This is a genomic window from Streptomyces sp. TRM68416 (genome assembly GCF_014596915.1).
GTDB lineage: Bacteria > Actinomycetota > Actinomycetes > Streptomycetales > Streptomycetaceae > Streptomyces.
The window spans coordinates 95,447-112,470 of record NZ_JACVWU010000027.1 but is presented as its reverse complement, the minus strand read 5'-3'; the positions used below and the strand labels follow the sequence as shown (position 1 = coordinate 112,470).

Here is a 17,024-nt window from a genome sequence, read left to right as displayed (position 1 = left end):
CCCGGACAAACCAGACGACTTGGCTCTGGCGAACGTCTCGGAAGAATGCCGCCGCCTGCGAACCACTTTGACTCATGACCAGCGAGCCTAGCGTTCCCCGCCACTCATTTCGTTAGGAGTTCTAAGACCGCAAAGTCCCGGCGTACGGTCCCGGTCGGCGAGGTCGTCACCGACGCGCTCCTCGCGCACCTCGCCGCACGCCCCTCCAAGGAGTGGCTGTTCACGATGGAGGAGGGCAAGCCGCTCAACTACCGTCGCTGGAAGACGGAGTGGAACTGCGCCCGCAGGGCGCTTCAAGCGGCGGAGCACGAGGCGGCCGAGCGCGAGGGCCGCAAGCCCGTCGAGCTGCCGCACATGGTGACCCACGACCTGCGCCACTTCTACGCCTCCGCCCTCATCGCCGGCGGGGCGAGCGTCAAGCAGGTTCAGCTCGTCCTCGGCCACGCGTCCGCCGTCATCACGCTGCGGATCTACGCCCACCTCTGGCCGGGCGAAGAAGACCGCACCCGGACCGTCATGGACGCCGTTCTCGGCGGCCTGCGGACCGGGTGCGGACAGGTAGGCGATGCGACCCGCGAAACCGCAGGTCAAACGGCCTAGCCATAGATCAAGCCTTCTTGGTCTCCCAGAAGATCTTGTCGATCTGGGCGATGTAGTCCAGCGCCTTCTGGCCGGTGGCCGGGTCGGTCGAACCCTTGGCGGCCGAGAGGGCCTTGAGGGCGTCGTTGACCAGCTGGTGCAGCTCCGGGTACTTCTCGAAGTGCGGGGGCTTGAAGTAGTCGCTCCAGAGCACCGAGACGTGGTGCTTGGCGAGCTCGGCGCGCTGTTCCTTGATGACGGTGGCGCGGGCCTGGAAGTGCGGGTCGTCGTTGGCGGCCATCTTCTCCTGGACGGCCTTCACCGACTCCGCCTCGATGCGGGCCTGGGCAGGGTCGTACACACCGCAGGGCAGGTCGCAGTGCGCGCTGACCTTCACCTTGGGGGCAAACAGGCGGGAAAGCATGGAGCGTTCCTTCCTCGTGATCGTCTTCTCAGGTGGGACATTACTCCCTGCGGGACGGGTTTTCGCGAGTGCCCCCATGGGCTTAGGACAAAAGTCCGGGGTCAGACTGAGACTGGTGGAGGAAAGAACCGGGGAGGTGCCGGTGATGCCGGAACTGTCGCAGGAGACCGAGCGCGGGCGGCCGTTGCTGCCCTTCGGGCCGGCCGAGGTGACCGGCCCGTCGATGGTGCCCACGCTGCACCACGGGGACCGGCTGGTGGTGCAGTACGGGGCCCGGATCCGGCCGGGTGACGTGGTGGTGCTGCGTCATCCGTTCCAGCAGGACCTGCTGGTCGTGAAGCGGGCCGCGGAGCGGCGTGAAGGCGGCTGGTGGGTGCTCGGGGACAACGCGTACGCGGGCGGGGACAGCACGGACTACGGGACCGTCCCCGAGGAGCTGGTGCTGGGCAAGGTCCGGTTCAGGTACCGGCCGCGCAAGGCGGATCAGCGCTCGCCGTTCGCGTTGCTGCGCTGGGTGCTGTCGGCGGTCCGGCCGGTCTTCTCCGACCGGTCCGCCTCCAGGCGTTTGCGGGCGCGGTAGGCCGCCACGTTCGCGCGCGTGGCGCAGCGGTCGGAGCAGTAGCGCCGGGACCGGTTGGTCGAGGTGTCGAGGTAGGCGTTGCGGCACGGCGCTGCCTCGCACAGGCCGAGGCGGTCCACGCCGTACTCCGTCAGGTGGAACGCCAGGCCCATCGCCGCGATGGCCGCGTAGCCGGCGGTGGCGTTCGACGGGTGGTCCGCCAGGTGCATGTGCCACAGCGGGCGGCCGTCGTCGTCCCGGAAGTCGTGCCCGGAGATCTGCGGGCTGACCGGGAACTCCAGCAGCAGTGAGTTCAGCAGGTTCACCGCCAGGGCCTCGTCGCCGCCGTCGGCGGCCTCGAAGACGGCCCGCAGCCGGGCGCGGACCGAGCGGAAGCGGGTGACGTCGGCCTCGGTGGCGCGGCGGCCCGCTTCCTGGCTGACGCCGAACAGGTCGCGGACGGCCTCGACCGAGGTGAGCGTGTCCTTGCCCCGGGCCGGGTCCTCGCTGTTGACGAGGCGCAAGGCGTAGTCCGAGTAATAGGCCAGTTCCACTTGTAGTCCTTACGGAGGCGTTCTATGGTCGTGATGCGGTCGGGGTAACACCTGGTCGTGCTTACAGGGTATTACGCAGGCGCCGAAGAGGGGGCTTCCCATGACGACGACCACCGGAACCGACTGGCAGGCGTGGCAGGAGAGCTGGGACCGCCAGCAGGAGTGGTACATGCCCGACCGGGAGGACCGCTTCCGGATCATGCTCGACATGGTGGAGGCCCTCGTCGGCCCCGCCCCGCGCGTCCTCGACCTCGCCTGCGGCACCGGCACCATCACGGCCCGTCTGCTCGCCCGCTTCCCCGAGGCCACCAGCACCGGCGTCGACCTCGACCCGGCGCTCCTCACCATCGCCGAGGGCACCTTCGCGGGCGACGAGCGGGTCACCCTCGTCACCGCCGACCTCACGGACCCCGACTGGCGGACGAAGCTGCCGCACGACTCGTACGACGCCGTCCTGACTGCCACGGCCCTGCACTGGCTGCACAGCGCACCCCTCGCGGCCCTCTACGGCCAGATCGCGGAACTCGTCCGCGACGGCGGTGTCTTCATGAACGCGGACCACATGATCGACGACACCACGCCCCGGATCAACGCGGCCGAGCGCGCCCGGCGCCACGCGCGCATGGACCGGGCCAAGCAGGGCGGCGCCCTGGACTGGGCCGAGTGGTGGCAGGTCGCCGCCAACGACCCCGTCCTCGCCGCCCCGACCGCCCGCCGCTTCGAGATCTACGGCGAGCACGCCGACGGCGACACCCCGTCCGCCGCCTGGCACGCACGCGTGCTGCGCGAGAAGGGCTTCGCCGAGGCGCGACCCGTGTGGTGCTCGCCGTCGGACACCCTCCTGCTGGCCCTGAAGTAGGCGCACCTTCCCCCAACAGCACGAAGGGGCGGTACGGGAGTCCCGTACCGCCCCTTCCTGGCTGTGTGCCTACAGCACCTTCGACAGGAATGCCTTCGTGCGCTCGTGCTGCGGGTCCGTCAGGACGTCGCGCGGGTTGCCGGACTCGACCACGACGCCGCCGTCCATGAAGACGAGGTTGTCGCCCACTTCGCGGGCGAAGCCCATCTCGTGGGTGACGACGACCATCGTCATGCCGGACTCGGCCAGGTCGCGCATGACGTCGAGGACGTCACCGACCAGCTCCGGGTCGAGGGCCGAGGTCGGCTCGTCGAACAGCATCAGCTTCGGGTCCATCGCCAGCGCGCGGGCGATGGCCACGCGCTGCTGCTGGCCGCCGGAGAGCTGCGAGGGGTAGTTGCCGGCCTTGTCGCCGAGTCCGACCTTCTCCAGCAGCTCCCGGGCGCGCTCCCGGGCCGCGCTCCTGCCGACGCCCTTGACCTGGACGGGCGCCTCCATGACGTTCTCCACGGCCGTCATGTGCGGGAACAGGTTGAACCGCTGGAACACCATGCCGATGTCCCGGCGCTGCAGCGCGACCTCGCTGTCCTTGAGCTCGTACAGCTTGTCGCCCTTCTGGCGGTAGCCGACCAGCTCGCCGTCGACGTACAGCCGGCCGCCGTTGATCTTCTCCAGGTGGTTGATGCACCGCAGGAAGGTCGACTTGCCGGAGCCGGAGGGGCCGATGAGGCAGAAGACCTCGCCCTTCTTCACCTCCAGGTCGATGCCCTTGAGGACCTGTACGGCGCCGAAGGCCTTGTGGACGCCCTCGGCCTTCACCATGGCGGTCATGCCGATGCACCCCTTTCGCGGCTGAAGCCCATCAAGCTGACCTTGATCTTCTGCCATGGCGTCGGCGGCAGATACCGCGTCGAGCCCCGGGCGTAACGACGCTCCAGGTAGTACTGGAACACACTGAACACGCTGGTCATGACCAGGTACCAGATACACGCCACGAAGAGCATCTCCATGACGGCGTACGACGTGGAGCCGATCGTGGAGGTCGCGCGTAGCAGTTCGTTGTACGTCACCGCGTACACCAGCGAGGAGGTCTTCAGCATGTTGATGAACTCGTTGCCGGTCGGCGGCACGATCACCCGCATCGCCTGCGGGATCACGATGCGGCGCAGCGTCTTGTTGTGGCTCATGCCGAGCGCGTGCGCGGCCTCGGTCTGGCCCTCGTCGACGGCCATCAGGCCGGCCCGGCAGATCTCCGCCATGTAGGCGGCCTCGTTCAGGCCCAGGCCGAGCAGGGCGGCCATGAAGGGGGTCATGACCTGCACCATCTCGTCCTTGTAGATCGGACCGAGATTGAGCGTCGGGAAGATCAGCGCCAGGTTGAACCAGAGCAGGAGCTGGACGTAGACCGGCGTACCGCGGAAGAACCAGATGTAGATCCAGGCCACCCAGCTCGTCACCGGGTTCTTGGACAGACGCATCACGGCAAGGATCACGCCCAGGATCACGCCCATGACCATCGCCAGGACGCTGATCAGCAGGGTGCGGCCGGCGCCGGCGAGGACGGTGTCGTCGAACACGTAGTCGCCGACCGTGTCCCACTGGATCTTCTCGGCGCTGGCGAAGGCGTTGACCAGCAGGGCCACCAGGGCCAGCACGACCAGACCACTGATCCAGCGGCCGTAGTGGCGCACCGGGATAGCCTTGATCGCCTCGGGCGGGAGGCTCCCGCCCTCCTTGGAGACCGTGGCCGACGGCTTGGCGTCGGCCGGCTCCTTGTCGAACTTGTCAGTCACAGTGACTGCCCTTCAACGGTGCTCGGGACGGTCACTTGCCGCCGTTGATGGCGGCCTTGTCGATCGCGCCGGTCTCGGCGCCCCACTTCTCCAGGATCTCCTGGTACGTGCCGTCCTCGATGATCGCGTTGACGGCCGCTTCCAGCGCCTCGGTGAGCTGCTTGTTGTCCTTGTTCACCGCGATGCCGAACGGACCTGCGTCGATCTGCTCGCCGACGACCTCGAACGCGTTGCCATCATCCGCCTTGCGGGCCAGGTCGACAGCGACCGGGTAGTCGTTGACGCCCGCGACGGCGCCGCCCGACTTCACTCGGGTCTGGGCCTCGGTGTCGTTCTCGTACGGCTCGATCTTGATCGCCTTGTCACCGGCGTCCGTGCACTTCTTGGACTGGTCCTTCAGCGCCTGCTCGTACGTCGTGCCGCGCTGCACGGCCGCCGTCTGGCCGCAGAGGTCCTCGATCGAGTTGATGTTCTTCGGGTTGCCCTTCTGGACGTAGACGGCCGTACCGGCCATGAAGTAGTCGACGAAGTCGACGCCCGGGCCGAGCTTCTTGCCCTTGTCGTCCAGGCCTTCCTGGCGCTGCTTGTTGTCCGTGATGGAGGACATCGCGATGTCGTAGCGGCCTGTGTTCAGCGAGGTGATCAGGGTGTCGAAGGTGCCGGAGGTGAACTTGAACTCCACGCCGAGCTTCTCGCCCAGAGCGGCGGCGATGTCGGGGTCGACACCGACGATCTTGCCGCCCTCCTGGAACTCCATGGGGGCGTACTCGGCGTTGGTGCCGACCTGGATCTCACCCGCGTTCTGGATCTTCTTGGGCAGCTTGGAGAAGAGCGGCGCGGAGTTGGCCTGCCCGGTCGACTCCGAGTCGCTGTTGTCGTCGGTCTGGTCGCCGCAGCCGGCGAGCAGCAGAGTGCCTGCGACCGCGATCGAGCCGACCGCTGCCAGCCGGGAGCGCCTGGCGGTCGTACGACGGATGGTGCTTGCGGTCATGGTGGGTTCCTCCGGCGGATGGGTGGAGTTGCCGATGGGTCGACGAGAGCACACGGCTTCGAGTGTCGCGACCTCGTGTGATTACGGCATCTTGCCATTCGGACTGAGCCATTCAGGGTGACCGCTATGTCAAAATCGGATAACGGGTGACACCCGAACCCCACCAGGTCGGTACATCACGACCGCACCTTCTGCGGGAATCTCCCCCTCCGGCCGGAAGATCTCCGGCCCGTCTCAGGATGCGGATACCTCGGCAGCGTCACCGGAGAGGTGCTTGACCGCCGCTCGCGCGCTCGTCAAGTGGCTCGGGTGACTTGTCCGTACGGCGGCGCATGATTCATGTCACCGATTTCCGGTGATCGATGATCGTTCTTCGTTCCGCCATGTGAGCTTGCACGTATTGGACTCGTCCTCGGTGCCGGTCGTCCGGTAAGAAGGTGCTTTACACCCCTCATCCGGGGCTCAGGGCGCGTGTGCGGCGCGCCCGTCGCGTACCGGCCCGTTTGCAGCAACAGCCTGGGCCGTGCGCGGTGCCCGCCCACTTCTCAACCAGGAGTGGCCACCCTCAACCATGAATATCTAAGGGGTCAGACAAAGTGGCAGCGGAGATTGTCAATCCTCGCAGCGAGAGCAGTACGGATCAGGACGGCGGGGCCGAACCCCTCGATTCCTTCGATCCGGCGTTCGCGCTCCACCGCGGCGGCAAGATGGCTGTGCAGGCCACCGTGCCGGTCAAGGACAAGGACGACCTGTCCCTGGCGTACACGCCCGGCGTCGCGAAGGTGTGCAGCGCGATCGCCGAGCAGCCCGAGCTGGTGCACGACTACACGTGGAAGTCGTCCGTCGTCGCGGTGGTGACCGACGGTACGGCCGTGCTGGGACTCGGTGACATCGGGCCCGAGGCCTCCCTCCCGGTGATGGAGGGCAAGGCGATCCTCTTCAAGCAGTTCGGCGGCGTGGACGCGGTCCCGATCGCGCTGAGCTGCACCGGGGTCGACGAGATCGTCGAGACCGTGGTGCGGCTCGCGCCCTCCTTCGGCGGCGTGAACCTGGAGGACATCTCGGCGCCCCGGTGCTTCGAGATCGAGCGCAAGCTCCAGGAGCGGCTGGACATCCCGGTCTTCCATGACGACCAGCACGGCACGGCGGTCGTGACGCTGGCCGCGCTGCGCAATGCCGCGCGGCTGAGCGGGCGTGAGATCGGGCAGCTGCGGGCCGTCATCTCGGGCGCGGGGGCGGCGGGTGTCGCCATCGCCAGGATGCTGGTCGAGGCCGGCATCGGGGACGTCGCGCTCGCCGACCGCAAGGGCATCGTCTCGGCGGACCGCTCGGACCTCACCGACGTCAAGCGCGAGGTCGCCGGGTTCACCAACAAGGCCGGGCTGACCGGGTCCCTGGAGGACGCCCTGGCCGGGGCCGACGTCTTCATCGGCGTCTCCGGCGGCACGGTGCCGGAGGCCGCGGTGGCGTCCATGGCCAAGGGGGCCTTCGTCTTCGCGATGGCCAACCCGAACCCCGAGGTCCACCCCGAGGTCGCGCACAAGTACGCGGCGGTCGTGGCCACCGGGCGTTCGGACTTCCCGAACCAGATCAACAACGTGCTCGCGTTCCCGGGCATCTTCGCCGGGGCGCTCCAGGTGCGGGCCTCCCGGATCACGGAGGGCATGAAGATCGCGGCCGCCGAGGCGCTGGCGTCGGTGGTCGGTGACGACCTCGCCGCGGACTACGTGATTCCGTCGCCGTTCGACGAGCGGGTCGCCCCCGCGGTGACGGCGGCCGTCGCCGCCGCGGCCCGGGCGGAGGGCGTGGCTCGCCGCTGAGCTGTGGGTGAGGTGGCCCCGGTCGGGTTTCCGGCCGGGGTCATTTCTCTGTGCGGGGGGGTGGGCCGGTTCTTCGCCCTCGGGGTTGGGCGGTTCTTTGCCGCGGGGTTGGGGCGGTTCCTCCCTCCCGCGAGGGGTTGGGCCGGTTTTTCGCCCCCGGGGGTTGGGGCGGATCTTTGCCGAGGGTTGGGGCGGTTCCTTCCCCGGGGGCTGGGGTGGTTCCTTCCCCGGGGTTGGGGCGGTTCCTCCCTCTGGCGGGTGGGCCGGTTCTTCGCCCCGGGGTTGGTCGGTTCCTCTCCCGCGGGCTGCGCCGGTTCTTTACCGCGGGGTTGGGCCGGTCGGGTGGTCCGGCGGGGCCTGCCCGGCCTCCGGCGCAAGAGGGCGTGTCTCACAGTGCCGCCCGGTACCGGATGGGGCACCGGCCCCCTATCGTCAACATCATGTTCGCCGTCTACGCCGCCCGAATCGACCGCGACCAGCCGCTCACCGGCCTTGAGCTGGGGGAGCGTCCCGCCCCCGAGGCCCGCCCCGGCTGGAGCGTCGTCAACGTCAGGGCCGCCTCCCTCAACCACCACGACCTGTGGTCCCTGCGGGGCGTCGGCCTCGCAGAGGACAAGCTGCCGATGATCCTCGGCTGCGACGCCGCCGGCGTCGACGAGGACGGCAACGAAGTCGTCCTGCACTCCGTCATCGGCCAGAGCGGTCACGGTGTCGGCCCCAGGGAGCCCCGGTCCATCCTCACCGAGCGCTATCAGGGGACCTTCGCCGAGCAGGTCGCCGTCCCCACCTGGAACGTGCTGCCCAAGCCGAAGGAACTGTCCTTCGCGGAGGCCGCCTGTCTGCCCACGGCCTGGCTGACGGCCTACCGGATGCTCTTCACCAACGCCGGCGTACGGCCCGGTGATTCCGTGCTCGTGCAGGGTGCCGGCGGCGGTGTCGCCACGGCCGCGATCGTGCTCGGGAAGGCGGCGGGGCTGCGGGTCTTCGCCACCAGCCGGGACGAGGCCAAGCGGAAGCGTGCCGTGGAACTGGGGGCCGTGGAGGCGCTGGAGCCGGGTGCGCGGCTGCCGCAGCGGGTGGACGCCGTCATCGAGACCGTGGGTGCCGCGACCTGGTCGCACTCGGTCAAGTCGCTGCGGCCCGGCGGTACGCTCGTGATCTCCGGGGCGACCAGTGGCGACCGCCCCTCGCATGCCGAGCTGACCCGGATCTTCTTCCTGGAGCTGAGGATCGTCGGCTCCACGATGGGCACCAAGGACGAGCTGGAGGACCTGCTGTCCTTCTGCGCCGCCACCGGCGTACGGCCGGTCATCGACGAGGTGCTGCCGCTCGACCGGGCGCGGGAAGGGTTCGAACGGATGGAGTCCGGGGAGCAGTTCGGCAAGATCGTGCTCACCAACTGACATTCCTTTCAGGCCGACGGGCGGGTTCGGGTTCTCCGGGCCCGCCTTTTGCCTGCCCCGGATGTCAACTGGGGTTGACGCCCGGGGCTTGTCAACGTAGGTTGACGTCATGAGCGAAGCTACGGATCTCGCCGAGCGGGCGGGCGACCGCGATCCGCGGGTCGGACTGCGTGCCGTCGCCGCACTGCGCCGACTGCTGGAGCAGTTGGAGGCGGTGCAGGTGCGCAGTGCGCGCAACCAGGGCTGGTCGTGGCAGGAGATCGCCGCCGAACTCGGCGTGAGCAGGCAGGCCGTGCACAAGAAGTACGGGAGGCATTGATGTTCGAGCGGTTCACGAAGGATGCCCGGTCCGTGGTGACGGACGCGGTCGGGCTCGCGACGCAGGCGGGGGCGGGGAGCGTCGAGGCCGAGCACCTGCTGCTCGCCGTGCTCGACCGTGAGGCCACTCGGGCCTCCTTTGCGCTGGACGCGCTCGGGCTCGGGGAGCGCAGGGAGTCGGTGCGGCGGGCCGTGGACGACGCACGGCGGCGGGCCGGGCTGTCCCAGGCGGAGGCCGAAGCCCTCGCGGGACTCGGCATCGACGTCTCGGAGGTCGTGGCCCGGGTCGAGGAGATGCACGGCGTCGGCGCGATGTCCGGCGACCGCAAGGCCAAGGGGTGGCGCTCGGGACGGCCGCCCTTCGGGCGCGGCGCCAAGAAGACGCTGGAGCAGTCGCTGCGGATCGCCCTCGCCCACGGCGACCGGCACATCGGCGACGAGCATCTGCTGCTCGCCCTCACCGCCCGGCCGGGCGTGCCCGCGGAGGTCCTCGCCGACCACGGCGTGACCCACGAGGCGCTGACCCGGGTCCTGTACGGCGAGGGACAGGGCAGGAAGGCGGGCTGACCGCCGGGGGAGGAAGGCCGGGCTGACTGCCGTGGGTGGAAGGCCGGGCTGACCGCCGGGGGTGGCCAACAGGTCACCCCCCGCGGCGGCCCTGTCAGACCTTCGGCCCTCGCAGCAGTGCCGCGAGGTGCGCCGCCGCCGTGGACAGATGACGGCGCGCGTCGCGGAGTTGGTCGGCCGTGACGCCGTGGTCCCGGGCCGCGTCACGGACGTCGTCCCGGAAGCGGTCGAGCAGCCGCTCCAGGTCGCGGGCGGGATCGCCGGTGGAGTCCTCGTGCGCCCAGGAGGGCTCGTATGTGCCGGGGAAGTCCTCCGGGGTCTCGGAGTACTCGGGGCCCGGCCTGCTTGCGTCCTCCGGGGCGCCGGACCGCTCGGTGCGCCCGGGACCCGGTCGCTGGGCGGTGGAGCTCCGGCCGAAGGCCCAGTCCTTGCCGAAGTCCATTCCGAACTCGCCGAACTCCTTGGCGAGTTCGGTCAGGCCCTCGCGTACGCCGGTCGGCCAGTCGCCCCGCGCGAAGTGGTCCTGCACATGGTCCTGGACGCGTCGGGCGATGCGCTGCATCTCCTCCTGCGCCTGGGCGCGCGCCCGGTCCTGTGCCTCCTTGGCCTGGCGCCGGGCCCGCTGGGCCTCCTCACGGGCCCGCCGGCTCTCGTCCTTGGCGCGCCGGGCCTGGTCCTTCCACTCCTGCTTGGCGCGGCGCATCTCCTCCTTGGCGGCACGCCACGCCTCCTTCTCGGTGAAGTCCGCGACATCGCCGAAACCGCCGAAGGCGCCGTCCCGCTCCCCGCTTCCGGTCCGGCGGGCCTCGCCCGCCGCCGCCCGCATCTCGCGCCGCAGGTCACCGGCGGCGCCACGGACGTCGGCCCGGATCTCGGCGGCGAGTTCCGCCACCGACTCGCGGATCTCCAGCTCCAGGTCGGCCAGTTCACCGCTGCGGTCGGCCAGTTCGGCCCGGCCGGCGTCCGTGATGGCGTACACCTTGCGGCCGCCCTCGGTGGTGTGGGTGACCAGACCCTCGGTCTCCAGCTTGGCCAGGCGCGGGTAGACGGTGCCCGCCGACGGCGCGTAGAGGCCCTGGAAGCGCTCCTCGAGGAGGCGGATCACCTCGTAGCCGTGGCGCGGGGCCTCGTCCAGCAGTTTCAGCAGGTACAGGCGCAGGCGGCCGTGGGCGAAGACGGGAGGCATGTCAGAGCACCTTCTTGTCGGTCGTGCCATCGGCCGGGGCGGCGTCGGAGGCGGCCGGTCCCGCACCGGAACCGGCATTCTCCCGCGCGTCGCCCGGTGCGCCGACCACAGGGTCGTCGCCCTCGTCCCAGGGCTCGTCCTCGGAAGGGGGCCGGTGCAGCAGGGCGATGGATCCGGACACCGTCGTCGCCCGCAGCTTGCCGTTGCCCTCGCCGAGGCGCCCGGTGATCTTGTGGGCACCCCACTGGCCGTGGACGCGGAGGCCGTCGAAGGCGTTGGAGATCGTGCCGCTCGCGGTGTTGGCCTCGACGTCGGCGTCGGCCGGTTGCGGCAGCCGGATGGCGATCTCGCCGGAGACGCTGGTGAGCCGGATGTCGGTGGGACCGTCGGGATCGAGGTCCACGATCATGGCGCCGCTGACCGAGTCGGCCCGCACCGAGGAGCCCGAGCCCTCGACGACGGTGAGGTCGCCGGAGACGGAGTTGAAGCGGAGATCGCCGGTGACGGCCTGGGCCTCCAGGTTTCCCGACACCGTGTCGGCGCGGACCGGGCCGGAGAGCCCGACGAGCGTGGTGTCGCCGGTGACGCCCTTCACCACCGAGGGTCCGTGGATCCCGGAGACGACGGCGGCCGCGCCCACGACCCCGACCTCCACCCGGGTGTCGACCGGCACCGCCAGCGAGACCACGGCGCTGCGCCGCCAGCCCTTGCGGTCGAGCCACTTCAGGAAGCCCTTCCAGGGGAGGTCCTCGTAGGCCACCGTCAGGATGCCGTCCTCCTGGGTGACGACCAGGGGCGGGCCCTCGATCTCGGAGATCTCCAGGCGGGCGGAACCCTCCTCCGTCCCCACGACGTTGACCGTTCCATTGACGACGCGCACATGGAGCTCGCGCACGGGCTCGTCGAACGTGAGCTTCCGAGGCTCGGCGACGGACCACTCGGACATGGTGAGAACCTCCCCGTGACAACGCGCCATATCGCGTCTCCTGTCATTCACGATATATCGCGGGCGAGGAAAGTCAAGGCACTCGTTCTGGGGATGTATCGGCCCTGAATATGACCAAACGGCATGTATCGCCCTAGCGTGTGACCATGCCGACGGAATCCCCCCGCGCCGTGCCCGCCTCCGGTGCCCTGCTCCTGTGCCGGGCGGAGCCGGACTCCGTCGCCCTCGCCGCCCAGTTGCTCCGCCGGCACATGCGGCTCCTCCCGGCGGGCGAGGAGTGGAGCGTCCTCGTCTCCGAGGACCGGCCCTGGCTGCACGGCGAGGAGCCCGTCGACCGCGTCCTGACCGGCTGGGCCACCGCCCTGGCCGTCGGCGCCCCCTGGCCCGTACTCGCCCTGTGGTGGGACGAGGACCGCTCCGGGTACGCCCTCGCCTCCGGCTTCCGCCGCCCGGTCGGCTACGTCTGGCTCGCCAACGGCACCCCGGCCGGCGAGGACGAGGCCATGCGCACCTTCGCCGCCCGGCTCGGCCTCGACCCGGTCCTCGACATGGAGTCCCTCGACGCGCTCACGAAGCCGGATCCCGAGGCCGACGCCCGCGCCCGTCTGCGCGGTCTGCTCGCCGTCCTCACGCGCGTGGGAGCCGCTCTCCCCGACGGCCTCGCCCCCGGCGAGAGCGCCGACCGGCTCAGCGCGGTAGCCCGCGCCCGCCCGCAGGCCCGCGAGATCGAGTGGGCCGGCTGGCGGCAGACCGTCCGCGCCGAACTCGACGTCGTCGACGGCGGCCGCCTGGCCCAGTGGCTGCCCTGGTCCGGCACCCCGCGGTCCCGTGCCCTCGCCGCCGCGCAGATGGCCGTCGGCCTGCCGCTCACCGCCTACGGACTGCGGCGGCGCGCCGCCGGGTGGTCCGCGGCCGGGGCCCTGCTGCTGGCGCACGGCGCCCTGGGGCTGGCGTACGACCTCGCGCACCCCCGCGACTGACGTACGGCATACCCTGATGAGGGAGTAGTCCGTCCCCATCAGGAGCATGCGTTGTACTTCACCGACCGTGGCATCGAAGAACTGGAGAAGCGGCGCGGCGAGGAAGAGGTCACCTTCGAGTGGCTCGCCGAGCAGCTGCGGACGTTCGTCGATCTCAACCCCGACTTCGAGGTGCCGGTCGAGCGCCTGGCGACCTGGCTGGCCCGTCTCGACGACGAGGACGACGACTAGGCCTGTCCGGCGGATCATGCCGCAGACGCGGGGCCTGGTGCGCCCTCCCCCACTGCCCTAAAGGCGTGGGGGGACCCCAGCCGCGTTGTCGTCGGTTGCCGACGCTCCGCGTCGACGCCCTCCTCCGCCTTGCAGCTGCACGCTCCCCCACGCTCGAACAGCCTCGCGCGGGGGGACCCCCATGGCCCCGCTCACCGGCATCGATGAGTCACCGCCGCTTTCCTGCGACCTGATCCGCCGGACAGGCCCCAGGTGACTGCCGAGTGCACGTAAGCGCATAGCCCTGCAACCAGCCTGGGTATTAGCCTCGTCGCAGTTCAAGTAGCCGCCGTCGGCGGCCGGTTGCTCTGCGGGGGGAGCGGAATGAGCCATATCCAGGATGTCGAACTTCCGGACGGCACGGTGATCACCGCCCGGATCGGCGCGGCCGAAGGCGGCTACGACGACCACGAGGACGTCGGCTTCACCGAGGCCGCGGTCGCCAAGGTCGAGCAGCTCCAGGAGCTGATCAAGGGCGTCGGCGGCACCGTCCTGGACGCCGCGCGAGCGGCCCGGCCGCACGAGGCCACCATCACCTTCGGCGTGGAACTGACCGCCAAGGAGGGCATCGCCGTCGCCGTGCTCGCCCGGGGCGAGGCCAAGGCCTCCCTGGAGGTCACCCTCACCTGGCAGTTCGACCGCACCACAGCGGGGGAGGGCGACGGGAGCGCGGCCGCGCATGAGTGAGCGCCACGAACGCCTCTACGAACTCGTCCGGGCCGCCACCGTCCATCTGCTCCCCGCCGGCGGCAAGGACGGCCCCCTGTGGGGCAGCGGCTTCTTCGTCGCGCCCGGCTGGGTGGTGACCGCCGCACACGTGCTGCGCCGGCACCTCGCGGCGGACCGCGACGCCGTGTTCCGCGTGCGTGGCGAGGGCATCGACGCCGAGGCCCGGCTCGCCGAGTGGCTGATCACCGACCCGCACCGCCCCAAGGTCCCGCTGGCCGAGGACCTGGCCCTGGTCCGGCTGACCGGCGACCCCGACGAGCACCCGCACGAATGCGTCTGGCTCACCGACCGCGCCGCCCGCAACTCCGGCGCCCTCAAAGCCTGCGGCTACTTCCCCGGCCCGCCCGAGGCCCACTTCCGCATGGTCGACGCCGTCGTCAACGGCCAGGAGGACACCCACGGGCTGATCATCAAGCCCGACGTCGAGTTCACCGGCGGCATGTCGGGCGGTCCGCTGCTCGACCCGGAGACGGGAGCGGTCGTCGGGCTGATCAAGTCGCGGCGCACGGACAAGGACGGCGGGAAGGCCGTCGCGATCGGCGCACTGCGCCGGTTCGGGGAGACGTACCGCACGGTCATGGCCGCCCACGACCGCTGGCACGGCCAGGAGCCGATGTCGGAGAGCGGCGACAACTGGATCGACCTCCAGGGCGGGCCGCCGGCCGAGCACGGCGCGGTCTGGACACCCCGCGACCGCCGCACGGCGCTCGCCCTGCTGGCCGCGCTGCCGCCCCCGCCCGACGAGCCCACCGTCCGCATCATCGCCAAGGAGGCCCGCAGCGGCACCGTGTGGGTCGGCGGCACCCCCGAACTGCGGACCTGGCGCGACGGCCACGGACTGCTCTACGAGGGCAGCACCCCGCTCGACCCGCTCACCTTCCTGCGCTATCTCACCCTCGTCGAGGCCCACGCCCGCACCCGCGATGCCGGCAGCCCCGCCCTCGTCGACTGGATCGCCCAGCGCCTGCGCCGGGACGGCCGCCGCCACCTGCACGCCCTCGTCAAGGACGCCGCCCTGCCCGAGGGACTGGAACCGCCGGCCCGGAACGACGGCCCGGACCGCGTCGTCATCCCCTATCCCGGCCCCGGCGAGGGCCCCGTCGTGGCCCTGGTGCTCGACCCGGTGATCGGCGCACGGCCGGTCCGCTTCTTCTGGCAGATCTGGTACGACGACGGCGACGGTCTGCCCGAGCTGCACGAGACGGACGGCTCGGTGCACGGGTACCGGCCCGACGAACTCGTCCAGGCGCTGCGCCTCCCGCTGGGCGGGCTGCTGGAGTCCAAGGACCGGCACGGGCACCCCGTACCGCTCGAAGTCGCCCTGCCCGTCGACCACTTCGACACGGCCGTGCACCGGTGGCGGTTCGACGACATCGCCCAGCTGAACGACCCCGGCCACCTGGGCGCACGCCGCCGTGTGGTGCTGCGCGCCCTTGAGCGCCGGGGAGAACCGGACAATCTCTGGACGGAACGCTGGCACGGCATGACGGCCGGACGCCGCTTCCAGGGCTGGCGCATGCCCCCGTCCGGCGCCGTGGACGGCACCGGCTACCGCCGGGCCGAGCGCGACCGGATTCCCATGATGTGCCGCCCCGCCGGACAGGGCATCGGGCGCGTCGCCATGAACCACGCCCTGGCCGGCGGCCACGGCGTGGCGCTGTGGTACATCGGCAGCCATCCCGAGCGGGGCTGCCTGCCGGAGTGCGACACGCTCCACGCGCGCGTGGAGAAGTTCCTCGAAACGCTCGGCTCGCTGGACGAACTCCCCGACCGGCTGCGGCACGTACGGCAGGACATCAGCGAGCAGCGCGCCGACAGCGACTGGGCCGAACCCCTCGCCCTCCTGTTCGACGATCCTCGCCGGCCCCTGCCCGGCGAGGAGACCGAACCCGTGGACGCGCCCCTGTGACCGCGACAGGCCACTGGCCGAAACCGCCTGTGTGCCAAGGCCGTTCCGGGTATGTTCCCAGGGGCCCGTTGCGGGCGCACGACGCCCCCGTCGGCCAGGCCGTGGACCACCACCGACCGTCGACGAGGAGCACCTCATGAGCGAGTGGTTCATCTATCAGGGCATCGGACGTCCGGATCCGGACAGGATCGACCAGCTGCCCGAGCCGCCCCCCTGGCGGGCGTTCGATGCCCCGCCCGTCGACTACCAGGTGCCGGAGCTCGACTCCTCCACCCACCGCAGGCTCGGCGCGCGCACCGTCCCGCTGCCCGTCCAGGACCCCGACGCCCTGGAACTCGTCAACGCCGCCCTGTACTTGAGGCGCCCCCTGCTCGTCACCGGCGAACCCGGCGTCGGCAAGTCCACGCTGGCCCACTCCGTCGCCTACGAGCTCGATCTCGGCCGTGTCCTGGAGTGGCCGATCGTCAGCCGCAGCGAGCTGCGCGACGGCCTCTACAGCTACGACGCCATCGGCCGCCTCCAGGACGCCCAACTGCCCGGCGAGGCCGCGTCCCAGGACATCGGCCGGTACATCAAGCTCGGCCCGCTCGGCACCGCGCTGCTCGCCGCCGACAAGCCCCGCGTGCTGCTCATCGACGAACTCGACAAGAGCGACATCGACCTGCCCAACGACCTCCTCAACGTCCTGGAGGAGGGCCGGTTCACCATCCCCGAGCTCAAGCGCATCGCCGACCGCACCCCCGAGGTCCGGGTCCTCACCGACGACGGTCGCCGGGTCACCGTGACGGAGGGGCAAGTCCGGTGCCGCGCCTTCCCCTTCGTGGTCATGACCAGCAACCGCGAGCGCGAGTTCCCGGCCGCGCTGCTGCGCCGCTGCATCCCGCTCGACCTCAAGGCCCCGCGCGACGAACGCCTCGCCGCCCTCGTCCAGGCACACTTCGGCCCCGGCTCCTACGACGACAACCACGACCTCGTCGACCAGTTCGTGCAGGCCGAGACGGACGGCGCGCTGCGCCCGACCGACCAGCTGCTGAACGCCATCTTCCTCGCCCAGCACACCGCCCGGGAGTCCGGCCGGCGCCGCGAGGAGATCTCCGAGCTGCTGATGCAGCCCCTCGACCGGGGGCCGCGGTAACC

General features: G+C 70.7%; 18 protein-coding genes and 1 pseudogene. 12 read left to right on the top strand and 7 right to left on the bottom strand.

The features are described from left to right. Nucleotides 1-114 precede the first annotated feature (114 nt). Nucleotides 115-600, top strand: a pseudogene (locus tag ICC28_RS33490) (tyrosine-type recombinase/integrase); the annotation flags it as partial. Between the two features lie 7 nt (nt 601-607). Here the strand turns inward: ICC28_RS33490 and sodN are convergent. After that, entirely contained in the window at nt 608-1,003 is a 396-nt protein-coding gene (gene sodN / locus ICC28_RS33485) for a superoxide dismutase, Ni (RefSeq protein WP_007491258.1), read from the bottom strand. 145 nt (nt 1,004-1,148) lie between these two features. Here sodN and sodX point away from each other — a divergent pair, with 145 nt between their 5' ends. Further along, nucleotides 1,149-1,583 carry a nickel-type superoxide dismutase maturation protease gene (gene sodX / locus ICC28_RS33480; protein ID WP_188292559.1) on the top strand — a complete coding sequence of 145 codons (435 nt, stop codon included), beginning with the start codon at nt 1,149-1,151 and terminating at the stop codon, nt 1,581-1,583. On the opposite strand, the gene ICC28_RS33475 is transcribed toward sodX, so the two are convergent. Then, complete coding sequence (locus ICC28_RS33475; RefSeq protein ID WP_188292555.1) at nt 1,487-2,116, bottom strand: CGNR zinc finger domain-containing protein; 630 nt, start codon at nt 2,114-2,116, stop codon at nt 1,487-1,489. The two genes, sodX and ICC28_RS33475, sit on opposite strands and share 97 nt — an antisense overlap. Before the next feature lie 100 nt (nt 2,117-2,216). Between ICC28_RS33475 and ICC28_RS33470 the strand changes: the two genes are divergently transcribed. Beyond that, entirely contained in the window at nt 2,217-2,975 is a 759-nt protein-coding gene (locus tag ICC28_RS33470) for a class I SAM-dependent methyltransferase (protein ID WP_188292554.1), read from the top strand. A gap of 69 nt (nt 2,976-3,044) precedes the next feature. On the opposite strand, the gene ICC28_RS33465 is transcribed toward ICC28_RS33470, so the two are convergent. The 3 genes from ICC28_RS33465 to ICC28_RS33455 are packed head-to-tail and all read right to left on the bottom strand — an operon-like array spanning nt 3,045 to nt 5,759. Next, entirely contained in the window at nt 3,045-3,806 is a 762-nt protein-coding gene (locus ICC28_RS33465) for an amino acid ABC transporter ATP-binding protein (RefSeq protein WP_317454147.1), read from the bottom strand. Then, on the bottom strand, nt 3,803-4,768 hold the full coding sequence (locus ICC28_RS33460; protein WP_188292553.1) for an amino acid ABC transporter permease: 966 nt from the start codon (nt 4,766-4,768) through the stop codon (nt 3,803-3,805). The genes ICC28_RS33465 and ICC28_RS33460 overlap by 4 nt, the downstream gene beginning before the upstream one ends. A gap of 31 nt (nt 4,769-4,799) precedes the next feature. After that, nucleotides 4,800-5,759: an ABC transporter substrate-binding protein gene (locus tag ICC28_RS33455; RefSeq protein ID WP_188292552.1), complete on the bottom strand. Its 960-nt coding sequence runs from the start codon at nt 5,757-5,759 to the stop codon at nt 4,800-4,802. A 596-nt stretch (nt 5,760-6,355) separates the two neighbouring features. Here ICC28_RS33455 and ICC28_RS33450 point away from each other — a divergent pair. The 4 genes from ICC28_RS33450 (at nt 6,356) to ICC28_RS33435 (ending at nt 9,867) form a co-directional block, all read left to right on the top strand. Beyond that, entirely contained in the window at nt 6,356-7,579 is a 1,224-nt protein-coding gene (locus ICC28_RS33450; protein WP_188292551.1) for an NADP-dependent malic enzyme, read from the top strand. Nucleotides 7,580-8,019: 440 nt separating this feature from the next. After that, nucleotides 8,020-8,982 (top strand): zinc-binding dehydrogenase, encoded by a 963-nt coding sequence (locus tag ICC28_RS33445; protein ID WP_188292550.1) that lies wholly within the window; start codon nt 8,020-8,022, stop codon nt 8,980-8,982. 109 nt (nt 8,983-9,091) lie between these two features. Then, a complete protein-coding gene (locus ICC28_RS33440) occupies nt 9,092-9,301 on the top strand; it encodes a helix-turn-helix domain-containing protein (protein WP_014674937.1) in 210 nt (69 codons plus the stop codon). Next, entirely contained in the window at nt 9,301-9,867 is a 567-nt protein-coding gene (locus ICC28_RS33435) for a Clp protease N-terminal domain-containing protein (protein ID WP_188292549.1), read from the top strand. Before ICC28_RS33440 ends, ICC28_RS33435 begins: the two co-directional genes overlap by 1 nt. Before the next feature lie 94 nt (nt 9,868-9,961). On the opposite strand, the gene ICC28_RS33430 is transcribed toward ICC28_RS33435, so the two are convergent. Then, nucleotides 9,962-11,053 (bottom strand): PadR family transcriptional regulator, encoded by a 1,092-nt coding sequence (locus ICC28_RS33430; RefSeq protein WP_188292548.1) that lies wholly within the window; start codon nt 11,051-11,053, stop codon nt 9,962-9,964. Nucleotide 11,054: 1 nt separating this feature from the next. After that, a complete protein-coding gene (locus ICC28_RS33425) occupies nt 11,055-11,999 on the bottom strand; it encodes a DUF4097 family beta strand repeat-containing protein (protein WP_188292547.1) in 945 nt (314 codons plus the stop codon). 146 nt (nt 12,000-12,145) lie between these two features. On the opposite strand from ICC28_RS33425, the gene ICC28_RS33420 reads away from it, so the two are divergent. From ICC28_RS33420 to ICC28_RS33400, 5 genes are all read left to right on the top strand, one after another. After that, a complete protein-coding gene (locus ICC28_RS33420; protein ID WP_188292546.1) occupies nt 12,146-12,979 on the top strand; it encodes a hypothetical protein in 834 nt (277 codons plus the stop codon). A gap of 51 nt (nt 12,980-13,030) precedes the next feature. Continuing rightward, a complete protein-coding gene (locus ICC28_RS33415) occupies nt 13,031-13,210 on the top strand; it encodes a DUF6104 family protein (RefSeq protein ID WP_030049542.1) in 180 nt (59 codons plus the stop codon). A gap of 363 nt (nt 13,211-13,573) precedes the next feature. After that, on the top strand, nt 13,574-13,936 hold the full coding sequence (locus tag ICC28_RS33410; RefSeq protein ID WP_188292545.1) for a CU044_2847 family protein: 363 nt from the start codon (nt 13,574-13,576) through the stop codon (nt 13,934-13,936). Further along, on the top strand, nt 13,929-15,887 hold the full coding sequence (locus tag ICC28_RS33405; protein WP_188292544.1) for a trypsin-like peptidase domain-containing protein: 1,959 nt from the start codon (nt 13,929-13,931) through the stop codon (nt 15,885-15,887). Before ICC28_RS33410 ends, ICC28_RS33405 begins: the two co-directional genes overlap by 8 nt. Nucleotides 15,888-16,023: 136 nt before the next feature. After that, nucleotides 16,024-17,022 carry an AAA family ATPase gene (locus ICC28_RS33400; RefSeq protein WP_188292543.1) on the top strand — a complete coding sequence of 333 codons (999 nt, stop codon included), beginning with the start codon at nt 16,024-16,026 and terminating at the stop codon, nt 17,020-17,022. Nucleotides 17,023-17,024: the final 2 nt, after the last annotated feature.